This window comes from Spongiactinospora gelatinilytica (genome assembly GCF_003236385.1).
In the GTDB taxonomy this organism is placed as follows: domain Bacteria; phylum Actinomycetota; class Actinomycetes; order Streptosporangiales; family Streptosporangiaceae; genus Spongiactinospora; species Spongiactinospora gelatinilytica.
The window spans coordinates 1-20,121 of the sequence record NZ_POUA01000053.1; the positions used below are offsets into that span (position 1 = coordinate 1).

At 72.2% G+C, this 20,121-nt stretch carries 13 protein-coding genes; 6 read left to right on the plus strand and 7 right to left on the minus strand.

Going from position 1 to position 20,121, the window contains the following annotated elements; genetic code table 11:
• The 6 genes from C1I98_RS09705 to C1I98_RS09730 all read right to left on the minus strand — a co-directional run.
• Positions 1 to 6,218 (minus strand): non-ribosomal peptide synthetase (locus C1I98_RS09705; RefSeq protein ID WP_146607348.1); only part of this gene is annotated, 6,218 nt, incomplete at its 3' end.
• Between the two features lie 55 nt (positions 6,219 to 6,273).
• Positions 6,274 to 8,046 (minus strand): ABC transporter ATP-binding protein, encoded by a 1,773-nt coding sequence (locus tag C1I98_RS09710; RefSeq protein ID WP_111166748.1) that lies wholly within the window; start codon positions 8,044 to 8,046, stop codon positions 6,274 to 6,276.
• Positions 8,047 to 8,048: 2 nt separating this feature from the next.
• A complete protein-coding gene (locus C1I98_RS09715) occupies positions 8,049 to 9,113 on the minus strand; it encodes an iron-siderophore ABC transporter substrate-binding protein (protein ID WP_111166749.1) in 1,065 nt (354 codons plus the stop codon).
• A gap of 84 nt (positions 9,114 to 9,197) precedes the next feature.
• On the minus strand, positions 9,198 to 10,013 hold the full coding sequence (locus C1I98_RS09720) for an ABC transporter ATP-binding protein (RefSeq protein ID WP_111166750.1): 816 nt from the start codon (positions 10,011 to 10,013) through the stop codon (positions 9,198 to 9,200).
• Positions 10,014 to 10,045: 32 nt separating this feature from the next.
• Positions 10,046 to 11,104, minus strand: a complete 1,059-nt coding sequence (locus C1I98_RS09725) for a FecCD family ABC transporter permease (protein ID WP_111166751.1) — start codon at positions 11,102 to 11,104, stop codon at positions 10,046 to 10,048.
• Entirely contained in the window at positions 11,101 to 12,156 is a 1,056-nt protein-coding gene (locus C1I98_RS09730) for a FecCD family ABC transporter permease (RefSeq protein ID WP_111166752.1), read from the minus strand. The genes C1I98_RS09725 and C1I98_RS09730 overlap by 4 nt, the downstream gene beginning before the upstream one ends.
• A 36-nt stretch (positions 12,157 to 12,192) precedes the next feature.
• Between C1I98_RS09730 and C1I98_RS09735 the strand changes: the two genes are divergently transcribed.
• The 3 genes from C1I98_RS09735 to C1I98_RS09745 all read left to right on the plus strand — a co-directional run bounded on the left by C1I98_RS09735 (position 12,193) and on the right by C1I98_RS09745 (position 17,818).
• The gene (locus C1I98_RS09735; RefSeq protein ID WP_111166753.1) at positions 12,193 to 13,299 is read left to right on the plus strand and encodes an alpha/beta hydrolase-fold protein; all 1,107 of its coding nucleotides are present in this window, start codon (positions 12,193 to 12,195) and stop codon (positions 13,297 to 13,299) included.
• 57 nt (positions 13,300 to 13,356) lie between these two features.
• On the plus strand, positions 13,357 to 14,301 hold the full coding sequence (locus C1I98_RS09740; protein ID WP_111166754.1) for a methionyl-tRNA formyltransferase: 945 nt from the start codon (positions 13,357 to 13,359) through the stop codon (positions 14,299 to 14,301).
• Positions 14,302 to 14,716: 415 nt separating this feature from the next.
• Positions 14,717 to 17,818 carry an AfsR/SARP family transcriptional regulator gene (locus tag C1I98_RS09745; protein WP_111166755.1) on the plus strand — a complete coding sequence of 1,034 codons (3,102 nt, stop codon included), beginning with the start codon at positions 14,717 to 14,719 and terminating at the stop codon, positions 17,816 to 17,818.
• Between the two features lie 66 nt (positions 17,819 to 17,884).
• Here C1I98_RS09745 and C1I98_RS41290 read toward each other — a convergent pair whose 3' ends face one another.
• Positions 17,885 to 18,037, minus strand: a complete 153-nt coding sequence (locus C1I98_RS41290) for a hypothetical protein (protein ID WP_158557977.1) — start codon at positions 18,035 to 18,037, stop codon at positions 17,885 to 17,887.
• 167 nt (positions 18,038 to 18,204) lie between these two features.
• Between C1I98_RS41290 and C1I98_RS09750 the strand changes: the two genes are divergently transcribed.
• The 3 genes from C1I98_RS09750 to C1I98_RS09760 all read left to right on the plus strand — a co-directional run bounded on the left by C1I98_RS09750 (position 18,205) and on the right by C1I98_RS09760 (position 19,950).
• Positions 18,205 to 19,128, plus strand: a complete 924-nt coding sequence (locus tag C1I98_RS09750) for a hypothetical protein (protein WP_111166756.1) — start codon at positions 18,205 to 18,207, stop codon at positions 19,126 to 19,128.
• Positions 19,129 to 19,228: 100 nt separating this feature from the next.
• Positions 19,229 to 19,750: a hypothetical protein gene (locus C1I98_RS09755; protein ID WP_111166757.1), complete on the plus strand. Its 522-nt coding sequence runs from the start codon at positions 19,229 to 19,231 to the stop codon at positions 19,748 to 19,750.
• A gap of 29 nt (positions 19,751 to 19,779) precedes the next feature.
• Positions 19,780 to 19,950 (plus strand): hypothetical protein, encoded by a 171-nt coding sequence (locus tag C1I98_RS09760; RefSeq protein ID WP_233507621.1) that lies wholly within the window; start codon positions 19,780 to 19,782, stop codon positions 19,948 to 19,950.
• Positions 19,951 to 20,121 lie beyond the last annotated feature (171 nt).

The following is a 20,121-nucleotide window of genomic DNA, read 5'->3' on the forward strand; positions in this document are numbered from 1 at the left end:
GATGGGGGGTGGCCGACGATGTGGGCTGTCAGGTGGTCGCCGGTTTCGGCGACGGTGACGGCGACGTCCACCACGCCGTCGAGGCGTCGGATCGCGGACTCCACCTCGCCCAGCTCGATCCGGAAGCCCTTGAGCTGCACCTGCTCGTCGGCCCGGCCGACGAACTCCAGCGAGCCGTCCAGGGTGCGGCGGGCGAGGTCGCCGGTGTGGTACATCCGGGAGCCGTCGCCCGCGAACGGGTCGGCCACGAACCGGCTCGCGGTGAGCCCCGGCCGGCCCAGGTAGCCGAGAGAGACCTGGGCGCCGGCGACGTAGATCGCGCCGACCCGGCCGGGCGGGACCGGGCGGAGCCGGTCGTCGAGCAGGTGGGTGACCAGGCCGGGGATCGGGCCGCCGATCGGGCTGGCGGTGCCCGCGAAGTCGGCGTCGGTCAGCGCCCGGTGCGTGACGTGGACGGTGGTCTCGGTGATGCCGTACATGTTGACCAGCGCGGGCGAGCCGGTGCCGTGCCGCTCGACCCAGCCGCGCAGCCGCCCGAGGTCCAGCGCCTCGCCGCCGAAGACGACCAGGCGCAGCGCGGGCAGCGGCTCGCCGACGTGCCGGTCCGCCTCGATGAACTGGTAGAACGCCGACGGGGTCTGGTTCAGCACGGTCACGCCGCGCTCGCGGACCAGCCGGTGGAAGTCCACCGGCGAGCGGGTCAGCGCGTACTCCGGCACCAGCAGCTCACCGCCGTGCGCCAGCGCCCCCCACAGCTCCCACACCGCGAAGTCGAACGAGTAGGAGTGGAACTGGACCCACACGTCGCGCGGGCCGAAGCCCAGGTCGGGCCGGGTGTTGGCGAGCAGGGTCACCACGCTCGAGTGCGGGACCACCACGCCCTTGGGCCGCCCGGTCGAGCCGGAGGTGTAGATCACGTACGCCGGATCGTGCCACCCGGCCTCGGGCCCGGCGGCAGCCGAAGGAAGTTCGTCGCCCTGGACCAGAACGCGCGCCCCCACGCCCGCCCTGGCCACCAGCCCCGTGAAACGGTCCCGCTGGTCAGCAGCCACCAGCACGACCTTCGGCGCGGAGTCGGCGAGGAGGTACGCGAGCCGCTCGTCCGGGTACGCGAGGTCCAGCGGCACGTACGCGCCGCCCGCGCTGACGATCCCGACCAGCGCCACGACCTGCTCGGCCGATCGCGGCACGGCCACGGCGACCCGCTCCCCCGGCCCGACCCCCGCCGCGCGCAACGTCGCGGCCAGCCGGTTCTTGGCCTCGGCCAGCTCCCCGTAGGTCAGTGACCGGGTGGTGCCGTCCAGCGCGCACTGGGTGACGGCGGTCGCGGCCGGGTCGCGGCCGGCGGCGGCGTCGAAGAGCCCGCCCAGGGTCACCGGCGTGATTCGGGCGGAGGGCCGCACCAAAGAGGCGGCCAAGGCGTCCGGCCGGGTGAGCAGGCCGGTCAGGGCCCTGACAAAGGTGTCCAGGACGGCCCGCGCACCCGGCTCCCGCAGCAGTTCGCCGTCGTAGATCAGGTTGAACCGCGGCCGGCCGCCGGGGGCGCGTTCCACCACCAGCGTCAGCGGGTAGTGCGGCGCGCCCTCGTTCCCGATGCCGGTGATCGCGAACTCGTCACCGGGACGGCGCAGCCCGGCCACGTCGGCCGCGACGTCGAACACCACCAGCGTGTCGAACAGCGGCCCGCCGCCCGCCTGGCGGCCGATCCTGGTCAGCGAGACGTGCTGGTGCGGCAGCACCGCGCCCTGGTGCTCCCGTACCGAGGCCAGCAGGTCGCGCGCCGTGGTGCCGCCCGCCCACCGGACCCGCACCGGGATCGTGTTGATGAACAGGCCCACCATGTCCTCGATGCCGGGAACGTCCGCGTCCCGCCCGGACACCGTCGAACCGAACACCACGTCCGCGCCGGGCAGGATCGTGCCCAGAGTCACCGCCCACGCCGCGTGGACGGCGACGCTCAGCGGCACGCCCGCCGTACGGGCGGCCCCGTCGATGTCGGCGTCGGGCGCCACGGCGGTGTCGGCGAACCGGCCGCTCGGCGGGTGCCCCTCGGCGACCAGCGAGGGGCCGCGCAGCCCGGCGAGCCGGTCGCGCCACACCGCGTCGCTCGCGGCGGCGTCGCGTTCGGCCAGCCAGCGCACGTAGTCGGCGAAGCCGCCCCTCGGGTACACCGACCCCGGCGCGTGGTACTCCGCCAGCAGCGCGCGCAGCATCGGCGGCACGGACCACCCGTCGGCCACGATGTGGTGCACGGTCTGCACCAATACGGACCGGCGGGGGCCCGTGCGGACGAGCGTGTACCGCATCAGCGGCCCGGCCGCCAGGTCGAACCCGGACAGGCGGTCCCGCTCGGCGAGGTCGCGGATCTCCTCGTCGGTGATGCCCGGCCGGTCCAGGGTCGTGAAGGGGGCCCGCGCGCCGCTCTCCAGTACCGACACCACCCGCCCGTCGGCGAGCGCGACGAACCGGGCGGCGAGGTTCGGATACAACGCGAGCAGCCGGGCCGCCGCCGCCGCGAGCCGGTCGGCGTCCACGTCGCCGTCCAGCGTCAGCAGTTGCTGTTCGACGTAGCCGCCCGCCGAGTCGTCGTCGAAGACGGAGTGGAAGTACAGGCCCTCCTGCAACGGGGTCAGCGGCAGGATGTCGCGCAGCGCCGGGCCGTCCAGGGCGTCCACGTCGGCCTGGGTCAGCCGCACGAGAGGAAAGTCGCTGGGCGAGTGGCCGCCGTGCTCCAGCGCGGCGAGGCCGGTCAGGGCCGTCAGGAAGTACTCGCCGAGCGTGGTGACGTCCTCGTCGGTGAACACGCCCTCGGGCCAGGAGATGTTCGTGACCAGCTCGTATTCGCCGGTCGGGCCGGGTTCGGCGATGGCGTTGAACTCCAGCGGGCGCGGCAGGCGCATCTTCGGGTCGCGTCGTTCGCCGAGCTGCCCGGTCGTGCCGGCGGGCCGCCAGTCGCCGCCCTCGCCCGCGTCGAAGCGGCCCAGGTAGTTGAACAGCACCTGCGGGGCGGGCGCGTCGAACCGGACGTCGGCCAGGTAGCGCAGCGCGCCGTAGGACACGCCGTTGTCCGGCACCTTGGCCAGGTCTTCCTTGACCGCCTTGAGCGCGCCGGCCAGGTACTCCGGCGCGGTGAAGTCGCCCGCCGGGCCCGGGTCCACGACCACCGGGAACAAGGTGGTGAACCAGCCGACGGTCCGTGACAGCTCGGGCTCGGCCGGCTCCGCCACGAACCGGCCCTCGCGGCCGTGGCCTTCGAGTTCGATGTGCGCGAAGGTCTGCTCCTGTCCGAGGTCGCGCCGCCACCGGGCGAGGGCGACGGCGAGCCCGGTCAACAGTACGTCGTTGACGCCCGCGTGGAACCGCGCCGGGATCTCGCCCAGCAGCGCGGCGGTGACCTTGGGATCGGCCGGTACGGCCAGCACCCGCTCCCGCGCGACCGTGTCGGCCGCCGACAGTTCACGCCTGCCCGGCCTTACGTCCGGCCCCGGGAGCGGACGCCGGTAGTAGGCCGGGTCCGCGTCGGCCGCCGCCCGTTCCAGCAGTTGCGTCCAGCGCCGGAACGACGTGCCGGGCGCGGGCAGCTCGATCGGCTCCCCCGCACTGACCTGCCGCCAGGCCGTGGCCAGGTCCTCCATCAGGACCCGCCAGGACACGCCGTCGATCACCACATGGTGGACGGCCAGCACCAACTGCCGCGCCGCGCGCCGCCAGACCGCGCGCAACATCACGCCGCCGTCCGGGTCGAGCCCGTCGATGGCCGGCGCGACGCACTCGTCCAGCGGCCGGTCGCTCTCCCGCCACCCGGCGACGGCCCCGTCCGCGGCCGGTACGTCAAAGCCCCAGCGGTCGCCGCGGACCAGCCGGGCGCGCAGCATGTCGTGCCGCCTGACCAGGGCGTTCAGGATCTCGGTGAGGGCATCGGGGGTCAGGTCCGCCGGGGTGTTCAGCGCGACGGACTGCACGAAGCCGTCGATCGCGTCCGTGGTCTCGCCGAGCCACCGCACGATGGGCGACCCGGTGACGGGGCCGGTGGCGATGTCGCGGTGATCCGCGGTGGCGACGTCCTCGCGGCTCGCCACCGCGGCCAGCGCGCCGATCGTGCTGTTGGTGAAGATCTGCCGCACGGTGACGTACAGGCCGGCCTCGCGCAGCGCGGCCAGCAGCGAGATGACCAGGATGCTGTCCCCGCCGAGCAGGAAGAAGTCCTGGTCCACGCCGACCCGCTCCAGCTTCAGCACCGAGGCGACCGCCGCGCACACCAGGCGCTCGTTCTCGGTGGCGGGCGGCACGACGGCGGCGGTCTCGATCACCGGCTCGGGCAGCGCGCGCCGGTCCAGCTTGCCGTTCGGGGTGAGCGGGAACTCCGGCAGCACCACGATGTGCGCGGGCACCATGTACTCGACCAGGTGCTCGGCGGCCCACGCCTTGACCTCGTCGGCGCGCAGGTCCTCGCTCCCGGCCGCCGGGATCACATACCCCACCAGGTACGTGCCGTCCGCCGTGTTCTTCCTGGCCACCACGCAGGTGTGCCGCACGCGGGGGTGCTCGGCGAGGCCGGCCTCGACGTCCTCGATCTCCAGCCGCATGCCGCGGATCTTGACCTGGTTGTCGGCCCGGCCCAGGAAGTCCAATGAGCCGTCCGGGGCGAACCGGGCGAGGTCGCCGGTCCGGTACAGCCGGGATCCGTCCGCGGCGAACGGGTCGGCCACGAAGCGGGAGGCGGTCAGGCCGGGCGCGTTGACGTATCCGCGGCCGAGCAGGAACCCGCCGGCGTACAGCTCGCCGCCGACGCCGACCGGGACCGGGCGCAGTTCGTCGTCCAGCACGTACAGCTCGGTGTTGGGGTTGGCCCGGCCGATGGACGTGGTGAGGCGTTCGGCCGCGCCGCGGTAGATGACGTGGGAGACGCCGATCGTCGCCTCGGCGGGGCCGTAGCCGTGGTAGAGGGGGATGCCGAGGCGGGTGCGGTACCGCTCGTACAGCTCGGGGGTCAGCACCTCGCCGCCGCACCAGACGTGCCGCAGGCTGTCCAGCCGCCCGGAGCCGCCCTCGATCTCCAGCAGTACGTCCAGCATGGACGACACCAGGTAGGTGAAGGTGACCCGGTGTTCGGCGATCACGCTGAGCAGGTGGTGCGGGTCGCGTTCGCCGCCGGGCCGCAGGATCACCAGCCTGCCGCCGCGCACCAGCGGCAGGAAGATCTCGTTGATCGAGATGTCGAACGACAGCGGGGCCTTGAACAGTGACGCGTCGTCCGGGCCGAAGCCAAGGATCTCGCCGGACTGCCACAGCAGGCGCTCGCTGATCGCCTCGTGCCGGATCATCGCGCCCTTGGGGCGTCCGGTCGAGCCGGACGTGAAGATCACGTACGCCAGGGCCGGGCCGGGAATGGCGACGTCGGTCCACTCGGCGGGGTACGAGCCGTGCCGCCAGTCGCCGAGATCGACGGCCACGGCGTCCGGTTCGCCCGCTTCCTGCTCGCCGGTGGCGTTGAGCTGGATCGTGATCCGGGCGTCGTCGATGACGGCCGCGCGGCGGGCGGTGGGCCAGCGCGGGTCGAGCGGCACGAACGCGCCTCCGGCCTGGAGCACGCCCAGCAGGCCGATCACCATCTCGGCGGAACGGCCGAGCGAGATGCCGACGGTCTGTTCGGCGGTGAGCCCGCGGCCGATCAGGTGGCGGGCGAGCTGATTGGACAGCGCGGCGGCCTCGCGGTAGGTCAGCGACCGGCTCTCGTCCACGATGGCGACGGCGTCGGGCCTGGTACGCGCCTGCTCGCGGAACATCTCCACGATCGTCGGGCGGTCCCGGGCGGCCTTGGTGTCGTTCCACTCGGCCAGGACGGCCAGCCGGGCGGCCACGCTGTCGGGGCGGACGGTGCCGACCGGCCGGTCGGGGAAGGCGGCCAGGTCGTCCAGCGCGAGCCGCGCCTCGTCCAGCTCGACCCCCTCGGGAACGGCGATGCTCCGGCCGTCCGCGCCGATCTCCCAGCCGGGGAGCCCGCCGCCGGCGGCCCAGCCGAGGACGTCGGTGAACGGGGTCTTGGGGGTGAGGTCGAGGCCGTCGGGGCATTCGCCGGTCGCCCAGTACGCCAGGCCGATGGCGCACGCCCGGGCGAAGGCCGCGTCGGGGTGGTCACCGGCGCGCCGGCGCAGGTCGGTCAGGTTGGCGGAGGTGAGCGGTAGGAGACGAGTGCCGGGTTCGGTCGTCGAAGCCATTGAAGACAGCCGTTCCTTCCAAGCTATTTAGGTTAGGCTTACCTAATTCGCGATCCTAACCGCTTTCCCGCCACGCCCGCCACAGCCGGGCGTACCGGCCCCCCGAGGCGACCAGTTCCTCGTGGGTGCCCTGCTCCACGACACGCCCGGCGTCCAGTACGGCGATCCGGTCGGCGGCCATCGCCTGGGTCAGCCGGTGCGCCACGAACAGCGCGGTACGGCCCCGGCACGCGGCCAGCGTGGCCCGTTCCAGCTCGGCGGCGCCCTGGCTGCCCGCCTCCGCCGTCGATTCGTCCAGCACCACCACCGGCGCCCGGCCCAGGATCAGCCGGGCCAGGGCGAGCTGGGCGACCTTGGTGCCGTCCAGGCGTTCGCCGCCCTCGCCGACCATGGTGTCCAGCCCGTCGGGCAGCGCCGCGACCCAGGTGCCGGCCCCGGCGACGCGCAGCGCGTCCATCAGCTCGACGTCGGTCGCGTGCGGCGCGGCCAGCCGCAGGTCCTCGGCGAGCGGGCCGGCGAACACATGGGTCTCCTGCGTCAGGATGCCCACCAGGACCCGCGCCCCGGCCTCGTCCAGGTCGGCGATGGGCGTCGGGCCGATGCGGATCGAGCCGGTCTGCGGGGTGCCGATGCCCGCGATCAGCGTGGCCAGCGTGGTCTTGCCCGCGCCCGTGGCCCCGACCAGCGCGAGCGAGCCGCCCGCGGGGATCTCCAGATCGACGTCGTGCAGGACCGGCCGCTCGGAGTCGGGGTAGCCGAAGGTCAGCCCCTCCACCGTCACCGGGTACGGCCCGGCGTCGGTGGGCGCGACGCTGCCGACCAGCCGTTCCTCGGTGGGCTCGCGTACCACCCCGACCAGCCGGGTCAGGCTCGCCCCGGACTTCTGCGCCTCGTCGAAGGTGAACATGATCAGGCCCAGCGGGCCGAACAGCCGGTGGAACAGCAGCGGAGCCGCCGCGACCTCGCCCAGGCTCGCCGCGCCGGCCTGCAGCAGCGCGTACCCGACCACGATGATGAGCACCAGCCCGATGAACTCGGCGCGGTTCTCCCGGCCGACGAACCGGCCGAAGAAATGGAACACCTCGATGCCGAGGTCGCGCACCCGCCAGGACTCGCGGGTGACCTTCTCCCGGAAGGCCCCCTCAAGGCGGTAGGCCCGCACGGTGCCGATCCCGTTCAGGCCGCTGATCAGCGCCTGCGCGCGGTCGGCCTGGGCCTCCCGCTGGCTGCGGTACAGCGGCGCGGACCGGGGCAGGTACCAGCGCAGGGCCAGCGCGTACGCGGGCAGCGCGCCCGCCCCGGCCAGGCCGAGCCGCCAGTCCAGCCCGAACATGCCTGCGGTGGCGATGGCGACCAGCACCACCGAGGAGAACAGCGTGGGGATCGCCGTCCGGATGCCCTTGGACACCACGGCCACGTCGTCGCCCACCCGGGACAGCACGTCACCGGCACCGACCTGCTCGATCCGCGCGCTGGGCATGCCCAGCACCGCCCGGACGGCGGCCTCGCGCAGCCGGGCGAGCAGGTCCGCGCCCAGCTTCCCGATCAGGTACGTGGCCGCGGCGGTGGCCGCCGCGCCGAGCAGCGCGGCCACCACCAGCAGCGCGCCGATCGTGACCAGGATCGAGTGCGGTTCGCGCGCGACCACGCCGTCCACCACCCGGCCGAGCAGGAACACCGGCACGACCTGGAGCGCCGCCCCGGCGACCGAGGTGAGGACGGTCGCGGTGGTCAGCCACGGCACCTCGCGGCAGTGCGCCGCGACCCACCGCGCGGCCTCGCGGCCGGTCGCGGTGCGCAGCGTGGCCGGGGCGGTGGGCGCCTGCATGGTCAGCTTGCCGACTTGACGAGCTCGTCGATGGCGTACGGCAGGGAGAGCAGCGTGCTCTGCGACATGGCCGCGCCGATCGCCGGGCCCTCGCTGTCCAGCAGGTACGACACCTTGCCCGCCTTGACCGCGGCCAGGTTGGCGAACAGCTTGAAGTTCTTCAGCGCGTCCTGGTCGGCCTTGTCGGCGATGACGAAGATGCGATCGACGTCGACCAGGTCGATGCGCTCGGGGGACAGCACGGTGTAGAACTTGCCGCCGGCGATCTTGTCGATCTCCGTGGCGCCCTTGAAGCCGATCCCCGACACCAGGCGTCCGCGCACGTCGGTGGTGGTGAAGGGGGCGACGGAGTTCTTGTACCAGGACACCGCGACGGCGGTCTGGTCGGCGAACTCGGGGTGCGCCTCGGCGGCGGCCTTCAGCTTGGCGTCGATGTCGGCCACCAGCTTGGCGCCCTCGTCGGCCTTGCCCAGCGCCTTGGCGATGTGCAGCGCGTTGTCCTGCCAGGGCGCACTGAACGGCTCGGCCTCGCCCTTGGTGCGGCCCACCGTCGGGGCGATCTTGGACAGCCGGTCGTAGGCGGCCTGGTCGATCTCGGAGTAGACCGCGATGATCAGGTCGGGGCGCAGCGCGGCGATCTTCTCGTAGTTGGGGCCCGAGTCGCCGTTGGTCATGATGACCTCGGGGCGGGTGTCCCCCCACTTGTCCTTCACCCAGGGCCACTGGGTGTTGATGTCGGGGGTCTTGCCGGGCGGGTTGGGGTACTGGTCGACCATGCCGACCGGCTTCACGCCGAACGCCAGGATGGCCTGGTCGTCGGTGTAGCCGACGGACACGACCCGTTCCGGGGCCTTGGGGATCCCGGTGGACCCGAACGCGTGCTCAACGGTGACCGGGAACGCGCCGCCCGGGGTGGCGGCCGGAGTGGCCTCCCCGCTCGGCTGGGCGGTGGTGGAACCAGAGCCGGAACCGCACCCCGCGAGCAGGCCCGCGCCGAGCGTCGCGACGGACAGTGCCACCGCGACCCGCCGCACGGCCTTCGCGACTGTCGTTCGTTGGAGAAGCATCCGGAATCCCTTGCTTTAGTGCGGACCCTAGCTGAGGGCAGGCAAACAGTAACACGCTGACTTTAGGCAAGGCTAACCTTACTTTTAGTGGAAGGCGTGTGTGCGGCCGATCGGGACGATCAGCGGCCGGTCGCTCACCGGATCGTCGATCACCCTGGCCCGCAGCCCGAACGCCTCGTGCAGCAGCTCGGCGGTGATCACCTCGCGCGGATGCCCCTGCGCGAGGATCGACCCCGACCGCATCACGATCAGGTTGTCGCTGTAGCGCGTGGCCAGGTTGAGGTCGTGCAGCACCATGACCACCGTGCAGCCCGACTCGTGCAGGTCGTCCACCAGGTCGATCACTTCGAGCGCGTGGGCCAGGTCCAGGTAGGTGGTCGGCTCGTCCAGCAGCAGCAGGTCGGTGCCCTGGGCCAGGGTCATCGAGATCCACACGCGCTGGCGCTGCCCGCCGGACAGCGCGTCGATCGGGCGGTCGGCGAGGTCGGACACCCCGGTCATGGCCAGCGCGCGCTCGACCACGGCGGCGTCGTCGGACGACCACTGCCGCAGCCAGCTCTGGTGCGGATGGCGGCCCCGGGCGACCAGGTCGGCCACGGTCAGCCCCTCGGGGGCGACGGGGGCCTGCGGGAGCAGGCCGAGCTTCTTGGCGACATCTCTGGTCTTGAGCTTGACGATGTCCTGGCCGTCCAGCACCACCGTGCCCTTGGCCGGCTTGAGCAGCCGGGACAGCGTGCGCAGCAAGGTGGACTTGCCGCAGCCGTTGGGGCCGATTATCGTCGTGATCACCCCTGGCGGGATCACCACGTCGAGGTCGTCGATGACGGCCCGGCCGCCGTACCCGACGGTGATGCCTTCGGCCGCCAGCGGCGCTACATCGGCGATGTGTTGAACGGTCACGCCTACCCACTCTACTTAGGCAAGCCTAGCCTTCACATCCCCCTCTTCAGGTTCGCGCGTACCAGCAGGTAGACGAGGAACGGACCGCCGATCGCGGCGGTGACCACGCCGACCGGGAGGGTGATCGGCAGCGCCGTACGCGCCACCAGGTCCGAGCCGATCAGCAGCAGCGCGCCGACCAGCCCGGAGGCCACCAGCGGCGGCGTCGGGTACCGCACCAGGCGCATCGCCACCTGCGGCGCCACCAGCGCCACGAACGGGACCGGGCCCGCCGCGCTCACCGCCACACCGGCCAGCAGCACCGCGCTGAGCAGCAGGACCGCCCGCACCATCGAGTACCGCACCCCCAGCCCGGCCGCGATGTCGTCGCCGAAGTGCATCGGCCGCAACTGGAACGAGACGTACCCGACGACGGCCATCAGGGCGAGCGTGCCCCACAGCGCGATCCAGACCTCGCCCCACGACCTGCTGTCCAGCGAGCCGACCAGCCACGCCTGGGCCCGCGCCACATCCCGGATGTCGGCCGTGACCAGCAGCCAGACCGTGATCGCCTCCATCACCGCGCTCACCGAGATGCCGATCAGGATGAGCCGCAGGCCGTCGATCCCGCGCCGCCACGCCAGGAAGTACACCAGCAGCCCCGTACCGAGACCGCCCGCGAGCGCCGCCGCCGGCAGCCCCACGGAGTTGGTGATCACCGCGGCGGCCCCGCCCGACACCGTCACCAGGAAGGCCGCGACCGCGCCCGCGCCACCGGTGATCCCCAGCACGTCGGGGCTGGCCAGCGCGTTGCGCGCGATGGACTGCGTGATCGCCCCGGACACCCCGAGGGCCACGCCCACCACGAGCCCGGCGAGCGCGCGCGGCATCCGCAGATCCATGATCACGAACTCGTCCACCCGCTCGCCCCGCCCGAACAGCGTGGCGATCACCTGGGGCAGCCCGATCGGGAAGTCCCCGACCGCGATGGACAGGCAGAACACCAGGAACGCCGCCCCCGCCAGCAGCAGCGTGACCAGCACCATCCAGGGCCGCCACACGAACGACGCGCGCCCGAGCCGCACACCGGGGGCCATCTTCGTCTCGCTCATGCGTTCCTGAACTTTCCGCGCCACACCAGCACCGCGAAGAACGGCGCACCGGCCAGGGCCACGACCACGCCCGCCTGCAACTCGCCCGGCCGGGTCACCACGCGCCCCACGATGTCACAGACCAGCAGGACCAGCGCGCCGAGCAGCCCGGCGTACGGCACCAGCCAGCGGTAGTCCGGCCCGGTGAGGTACCGGGCGACGTGGGTCACCATGAGGCCGAGGAACGCGATCGGCCCGCACGCCGCCGTCGCCGCGCCCGCCAGCAGGGTGATCGCGACGACGCCGCTGGTCCGGCTGAGGCCGATCTTCACGCCCAGCCCGCGCGCCACGTCGTCGCCCAGGTTGAGCAGGTTGATGGTGGGCAGCATGATCAGCGCCAGCGCCAGCCCGATCGCGATGAACACGGTCGCCGGCCAGATGGTGTCGAACCCGACGCCCGCCACGGAGCCCGCCTTCCAGAAGCGCAGCGCGTTCAGCGACGCCTTGTCCGACAGCGCGACCGCCGTGGTCATGGCGGCCAGGAACACCGTGACGCCCTGCCCGGTCAGCGCGAGCGTCAGCGGGCTGCCCGCCCCCCGGCCGAGGCTCGCCAGCCCGAACACGATGACCCCGGCGACCGCCGCCCCCAGGAAGGCGAACCAGACGTACTGGAACGGGCTGGCGAGCCCGAACAGCAGGATCATCGTCACCACGGCGAACGACGCCCCCGCGTTCACCCCGAGTAACCCGGTGTCGGCGATCGGGTTGCGGGTGAACCCCTGGATCAGCGCCCCGCTGATCCCCAGGGCGATGCCCGCCACGACCGCGAGCACGGTCCGCGGCACCCGCACGGTCTGCACGATGAGCGTGATCTCGGTGAGCCGCTGGTCCGCGCCCGGCTCGCCGAACAGCCCCTGCCACACCTCCGTCGGGCTCAGCGCCCGCGCGCCGACGGCCAGTGACAGCGCCGCGGCGAGCACCAGGCCCGCCACCAGCGCGCCCGCGCCCGCGACCCGCCGCCGGTGGGCCGCCGTGGCCCCGGGGGCGGGGCGCTTCTCCACAGTCGTGCCCATGGCGAGGTACGTTATCCCTTTGGTACCACTGGGGGCATGAGGGACACCTTCGCCAGGTTCGGGCTCGGCGGCGAGCCTGGCAGTGACGCGTTCTGGGCGGCGGCGCGGACACCGGCGGCGGTGTCCGACGGTGACGGCGGCTGGGCCGCATTGTTCCTGTGGCGGGGTGCGGCGGCGGAGATCGCCTTCGAGAGCTGGTCGGAGCCGGTGCCGATGCGCCGGTGGGGCGGCACGGACTGCTGGTACGCCGAGGTGGCCATGCCCGCCGGGCTGCGGGTGACGTACCAGATCCGCACCGGCGACGCGGCGTACGCCGACCCGTGCAACCCGGTGGGCGGGGGCGGGGACCGGTCGATCGCGGCGGTCCCGGACGCGCCCGCCCAGCCGTACTGGCCCGCGGTCGGCCCCGCCGACGTGCTGCCGCTGCCCGAGGTCCGGCTGCGCTGGGCGAGCGAGCGGCTCGGCGGACGCCGTACCGTGCGGGTCCACCCGGCGGGCGGCGGCGGGCCGGTGGTCCTGCTGCTCGACGGCGATGACTGGCTGCACCTGCACCCGGCCATGACCGCGTTCGACGCGGCCGTCGCCGACGGCGCGCTGCCCCCGGTCACGCTGGTCTTCCTGCCCGCCAGGGACCGCGAGGCCGAGTTCGGCTGCGCGCCCGCGCTGTGGACGGCGATCAGGGACGAACTGCTGCCGCTGCTGGCCGGTACCGGCGTGCCCGGCGACCCGGGCCGGCTGGTGGTCGCCGGGCAGAGCCTCGGCGGGCTGAGCGCGATGTACGCGGCGCTCGCGTTCCCCGGCCTGCTGTCCGGCATCGCGTGCCAGTCGGGGTCGTTCTGGTGGACGCCCGGCGCGGCGGGCCTGCCGGACCCGATGGGCGGCCCGACCGGCGGTGCCATCGCCGCCTACCTGCGGGAACGCCGCCCGGACCTGTCGGGGCTGCGCGCCGCGTTCGACGTCGGCGCGCACGAGCGGCGGATGCTGCCGCACTGTGAGGCGGTCGAGTCGCTGACCGAGCGGGCCGGGGCGACCGTGCGGGTGTCGCGGTCGGCGGCGGGCCACGACCGGGCGAGCTGGCGGCACCCCCTGCTCAGAGATGCGGCCTGGGCGCTCGGACTGGAAGCCCGACACCAATTAGGTTAGGCTCACCTAATTCGATGTGCCGGGCCCTGATTCCGTCCACCATTGAGGAGACCAGCGATGCGGGTCGTCATGTTCGGTTACCAGACCTGGGGACATCGCACCCTCGCGGCATTACTGGACTCCGAGCACGAGGTGGTGCTGGCGGTCACCCACCCCCGGAGCGACCACGCGTACGAGAAGATCTGGGACGACTCGGTGGCCGACCTGGCGCAGGCGCACGGCGTGCCGACCGTGATCGGCAACCGGCCCGACGACGACCTCCTGCGCACCCTCAAGGACCTCGCCCCGGACCTGATCGTCGCCAACAACTGGCGTACCTGGATCCCGCCGGAATTCCTCGCCCTCCCCCGCCTCGGCATCCTCAACGTCCACGACTCGCTGCTGCCGGCCTACGCGGGCTTCTCCCCGCTCATCTGGGCGCTCATCAACGGCGAGAAAGAGGTCGGCGTCACCGCCCACATGATGAACGCCGAACTCGACGCCGGCGACATCGTGGTCCAGCGCGCCATTCCGGTCGGCCCCCGCGACACCACGACCGACCTTTTCCACCGCACCGTCGATCTCATCGCCCCGATCGTCACCGAGGCCCTTTCCCTGATCGCCTCCGGCCGTACCGACTGGACCCCACAGGACCGTTCCAAGGCCAGCTTCTTCCACAAACGCGCGGAAGAGGATGGAAACATCGACTGGACCTGGCCCGCCGAGGACATCGAACGCCTGGTACGCGCCCAGTCCGACCCCTACCCCAACGCCTTCACCTACTACCGGGGCCGGCGCATCCGCATTCTTTCCGCCTCCGTCTCCCAGGGCGTCTACGGCGGCACCCCCGGCCGCGTCTTCATCCGCGAGGGCGCCGGCGTGGTCATCGTCGCGGGCGCCGAGGCCCGCCGGGGCCGCGACCACGGCCTGGTGATCGAACGCGTCCGCACCGACGACGACACCGATCTCCCCGCCACCGAGGTGTTCACCACAATGGGCGGTTACCTTTCCCGCCACCCATGACCCGAAAGTGGTAATAGCGGCCGCACGCCGTATTCGATCATCAGTCGCCATGCCGGGCCGCCGCGCGCTCCCCTCGCCGCCCCCGGCCCCCGGGCGTGGCCGGTAGCGGCCAGGCGCCGAGGTGCGGCGATGCTTGAAACCCCGGTTTCTGAACCTCTGAAATGGATGTACGCGCTACGAAGATCGTTGAAATACTCCGGAACGCCACAACGAGGTATCGGAACGCACCAGGATAGTGGTGTAATGAACAAGAAAGCGGCGCCGGATCGGCGGATCCGGCAATGCGGGGGCCTCGTGGTTATCTCTTCGTGAAGGAGCCCGGCGGTGTTGGGCTGAGCCGATGACATAGGGGAGCGATCGATCGGCATATCCATCCGCCCAAAGGATCACTTCGGCACGTTGGGGAGAGGTAGCCATGACACTTCGTCTGCTGGGGCCGCTTGAGTTCATCGCGCAAGGCCGCTCGCTCAATATAAGTGGTTTCCGGCAGCAGGTGATCCTGGCGGTGCTCGGCCTCAACCACGGCAAGGTGACCACCGTCGATCAGTTGATCCGGGCGGTCTGGGACGAGGAGGCGCCGCAGTCCGCGCGTGGGCAGATCCAGGTGTGCATGTCCAATATCCGCAAGCTGTTCGCCGAGGCGGGGCTGCCCCGGGCGATCCGTACGCTGAGCGCCGGATACTGCCTGCAACTGGACGCGGAGCACGTGGACACTTTGATGTTCGACGCCAAGCTCGACCTTGCCAGGCGGCAGATGGAGACCGGCGACCCGGCGGAGGCGGTCGGGACGCTGCGCGTCGCGCTCGCGCTGTGGCGCGGGCCGGCGCTGGCCGGGCTGGAGAGCGGCCTGGTACGCCGGGCCGCGGCGGCGCTCGACGAGAGGCGCACGGCGGCCATCGAGGAGCTCATCCGATTACAGCTCAAGCTCGGCCTGCACGAAGGGCTCACCGCCGAGCTGGGCCCGCTGGTGGCCGAGTACGAGCTGCGCGAGAAACTGCACGGCTATCTCATGCTGGCGCTCTACCGGTCCGGCCGGCAGGCCGAGGCGCTGGAGGCGTACCAGCGTGCCCGGGCCATCCTGATCGAGGAGATCGGCGTGGAGCCCGGCCAGGAGTTGCAGGCCCTCCACCAGGCCATCCTCACCCGTGATCCGTCTCTCGACCTCCCGCAGCCGGCCAGGCAGGAGCCGATCGAGACGCCCCCGCAGCCCGAGGCCGCCAAGGACTTCCAGGTCTGGGCCTCCCCCTGGCAGTTGCCCGCCAGCATCGCCGACTTCACCGGCCGCGCCGGGCAGATCGCCGAGATCAAAGAGCTGCTCACCCGCGGGCCCGGCACGCAGGCGGCCGACTACGCGGTGCCGATCGTGGCGATCTCCGGCCGGGGCGGGGTCGGCAAGTCCAGCCTGGCCATCCGGGTGGCGCACGAGCTGTACCAGGAGTTCCCCGACGGGGCGCTGTACGCCCAGTTGGAGGGCCCGGTGCGCGCCGAGCGGACCTACCGGCAGCTCGCCCGCTTCCTGCGCGCGCTCGGCGTCGCGGGCAACGCCATCCCCGAGAGCCTGGAAGAACGCGTCGAGCTGTACCGCACCACGCTGGCCGCGCGCCGGGTGCTCGTGCTGCTCGACGACGCCGTGAACGAGGAGCAGGTACGCCCGCTGCTGCCGGGCAGCTCGACCTGCGCGGTGATCATCACCAGCCGGCACGGGCTGACCGGCCTGCCGGGAGCCTACCACATCGGCATCGACGCGTTCGCCCCGGACGAGTCGGTGGAGATGCTGACGAAGATCCTTGGCGTCAAGCGGGTCACCGCCGAAGAGGGCGCGGTCACCGAGCTGTACCAGATGTGCGACGGCCTGCCGCTGGCGCTGCGCATCGCCGGGGCGCGGCTGGCCTCCCGCCGGACCTGGCGGATCGGGCGGCTGGTCGAGCGGCTGCGCAACGAGGTGCGGCGGCTGGACGAGCTGGAGCACCGCGGCTGGGAGCTGCGCTCCAGCATCGGGATGACCTACCACAGCCTGGACGAGGCGGCCAAGCGGCTGGTCCGGCTGCTGGCCTTGGTCCAGGCCCCGGACGTCCCGTCGTGGACGGCCTCCGCGCTGCTCGACATCGATCTGATGCGCGCGGAAGACGTGCTGGAACGCCTGGTCGACGCGCATGTGCTGGAGTCGGTGGACTATCGCAACGCCCGGGTGCTGCGCTACCGCTTCCACGACCTGGTGCGCGTCTACGCCCGGGAGAAGCTCGCCGAGACCGACGGCGGCGAGGCCCGCGCCAAGGCCCTGGAACGCGTGCTCGGCATGTGGCTGGCCCTGGCGCAGGAGGCGCACCGGCAGGAGTACGGCGGCGACTTCACCATCATCCACGGCCGCGCGGCCCGCTGGCGGCCCCCGGACGCGGAGCCGGCCGACCTGATGGGCTCGCCGATGGACTGGTGGGACAGCGAGCGGGCGGCGCTGGTGGCCGCGGTACGGCAGGCGGCCGACGCGGGGTTCGACGAGCTGGCCTGGGAGCTGGCCCTGACCTGCGTGACGTTGTTCGAGGCCAAGGCGTACTTCGACGACTGGTACGTGGTCACCCGGGCCGCCCTTGACGCGGTGCTCAAGGCGGGCAATGTCACCGGCATCGCGGCCATGACGTACTCGATGGGCACGCTGCACATGTCCCAGGGACGGCTGGCCGAGGCCGAGAAGAACTTCCGCACCGCGCTGGAGCTGTTCGAGTCGGTCGGCAACGACCACGGTTACGCGCTCGTCCTGCGCAACTACGCCAACGTGGACGGGCTGCGCGGCGACAAGGAGCAGATGATCGCCAAGTACGACCGGGCGCTGGACCTGCTGGAACGGGTCGGCGACCGGATCGGGGCGGCGCACGTGATGCGGACCCGGGCCAAGCACTGGCTGCCGCTCGGCGAGACCGACCGGGCGCAGCAGCTGCTTGAGGAGGCGCTGCGGATCTGCCGCGAGCAGGGCTGCGTCCGGGTCGAGGCCCAGGTGCTGCACACGTACGCCGAGCTGCACGTCATGACCGGCGAGCTGGAGCAGGCCCGGCACGAGCTGGACCGGGTGCTGCGCGTCGTACGCGACAGCGGCGACCGGCTGGGCGAGGCGCACGCGCTGTACGGCCTCGGCATGGTACGCCTGCGCGAGGGCCGGCTGGACAGCGCCGAGACCACCATGGCGCACGCCATCGAGCTGGCCAGGAACATGCGCGAACGCCTGATCGAGGGCAAGGCCCTCTACTCCCTCGGCGAGATCGCGCTGGCCAGGGGCAACGCCGCCCAGGCCAACCGGCACATCGTGGCGGCCAGGCGGGCCTTCCTGGAACTCGGCTCGACCGTGTGGGCGGCCAAGGCCGCGCTGCTGCTGTCCGACTCCTACGTCACCGGCGGCGATCTCACCCTGGCCCGCCTGGAGTTGAACGACGCCATCGACTTTCTGACCGCGGACGGCTCGCCGGAGGCGCGCGGCATGCTGAACGAGGTGAGCAAGGTGAAATCCGTGCTCCCGGTGGACGGCTGACCGGAAGCACGGACCGCGTACCGAGCCCGTCCGTCTTCTTTCCAGAATTTCCAGGGTTTCCAGGATTTACCAGTGGGTATCCGCGGGGACGGTCGTGGTGTCGCCCGAAGTGCCGCCCCAGTGCGTGTCGGCGGAGGCGGCCTGCGCCGGCACGAGGGTGGCGATGGCGGCGCAGAACAGGGCGGTCACGAATATGGCGGCGGTCCTGTGAATGGTCATCGCTGCATCCTCCCGAGGTCGTTCACTGCTTGATGCCTGTATTCGACCGCCTGCCGCTACGCGATCGGCCCTGACCGGCTTCGCGCGGGGAGAAAGCGGAGAGGAAGCGGATCGGTAGCCGCCCTGAGCAGTGTGAGGGGAGCACCCCCGGCTGTGAGGAAGGACGGATGACTTCGGCCCTCTGGCTCAACGGCGATGACGTGCACGACGCGCTGGACGCGTTCGAGCCCGTCGCTCCGCTCGTCGAGGAACTCCTGGCAGGCGACGGCGGGCAGCCGCCGGCGGCGACCGGATCGTACAGGGGGCAAGAGGTCCTGATCGTCGAGGATCCCGCGATGGCGGTCAGCTTCGTCCTGTCGCGGCGCGCGGTACACCGGATCCACCGGGCCGGGCTGACCGCCGCGGTCGCACGGCGGCTGGTCGGGCCGACCGCCGCGACCATCTGCATCGTCGGGTCGCGGGAGAGCGCGACGGTGCACATGACGATGCTCGCCAAACGCCTGGAGAACGTCGCCCACGTGGCCGCGTGCGTACTGGGGGACGCGGCGGACCGATCCGTCGCGCCGGGCACACTGGACGACCTGTTCATGGCGGGGGTCAGCCTCAGCGTCGGCAACAACGTCAACGAGGCACTGTTCGGCGCCAACCTGGTGGTCATCGACACCGCGGGCGTCGAACTACGGGTGGACTGGGCGTCGCCGCGGGCCGTGATCGTCAACACGAGCGGGCAGGACCTGCCCGCCGCGGTGGTGGAGCGGGCGGCGACCGTGTACGTGGACGATCTCCGGCTGCTCCCCGAGCACCAGCACCGGGACTTCGTCCGGCGGAACCGGACGGGCTGCGCCTCGTCCAACGGCCGGCCCAGGGGCCGGCCGCGCGGCCACCGGGCCGCCCCCGACATCGGCGACCTCAAGACCCTGCTGCGGGGCGACCGGTGCGCTCCGCCCTTCCCGGCGAGGTTCGTCCTCGTCGAACTGCTCAGCGTCGGCACGATCAGCCGGAGGTTCGCCCTCGGCATCGGGCGGGCGGCTCTCAACCTCGGATTGGGCCAAAGGATCGACAACCCACGACCGCGGCAGCACGGAGAGTGATCGCATGCACTGCGAATCGGCAATCTGCACTGACCCAGCCACCCCGGACACGCGCCTCTGCGCGCCCTGCCTGAACTCGCTGAGAACGAGCCTGCGCACGTTGCCCGGGCTCTACAAGGAATGCGAGCGGATGCTGACGCCCGCGCATACCGGCCTGACCGAACGAGTCAGCTCGACCAGATCATCGACCGGCATCACACTGGATGAGACGGTGGTGGAGGCGCGCGGCCGGATGCGGGACACGCTGTCGTCCTGGTGCGCGCTGGCCGCCGAGGGCTGCGGGGTCCCCGCGCCCGCCGAGCGGGACGTGCCCGCCCTGGCCGGCTTCCTCGCGGGGCGGCTGGACTGGCTGGCCGCCCACCCGGCGGCCGGGGAGTTCGCCGAGGAGATCGCCGAGCTGGCCGAAGGCGCGAACGAGGCGCTGGACCCCCGGCGCGGCCGGGCGCGGGGCCTCGGCCCCTGCCCGCGCCCGGGATGCACCGCCGTCGTGGCGCTGCGCCCCGACTCCGGCGGCCGGGTCGGCTGCGGCTCCGGGCACGTCTGGCAGCCGCACGAGTGGCTGTCGCTCAGCTCCCGCCTGGCCCGCCCAGAGCGGCACGAGCGGCAGGAGTACGTGGCATGACGAACGCGCGCGCACCCAGGCCGCGTACCGTGCCGACCGAACTCGCCGCCCTGGCCGCGGGCGTGACCGAGGCCACCATCAGGAAATGGGCCAGCCGCGGAAAACTGCGGAGATATGGCACGCCGGGCCGCGCGGAATACGACTTGGACGAGATATTCGGCATCATGCACGAATCACGCCAGCGGACCGGCGGACACTGATCGAAATAAAGAAATAAGCTGGCACGGCATGTTCAACCCGCCCGGCGAAATCGCCGGGCGGGATATCCGCATTTCTCCGGCAGCCCTCCGAACAAACCTGCGAACAACCCCGAAGAGGGTGTTGACCCGCCGCCCGACGTAGTGTCACACTTTTCCCGTGGCACCATTGTG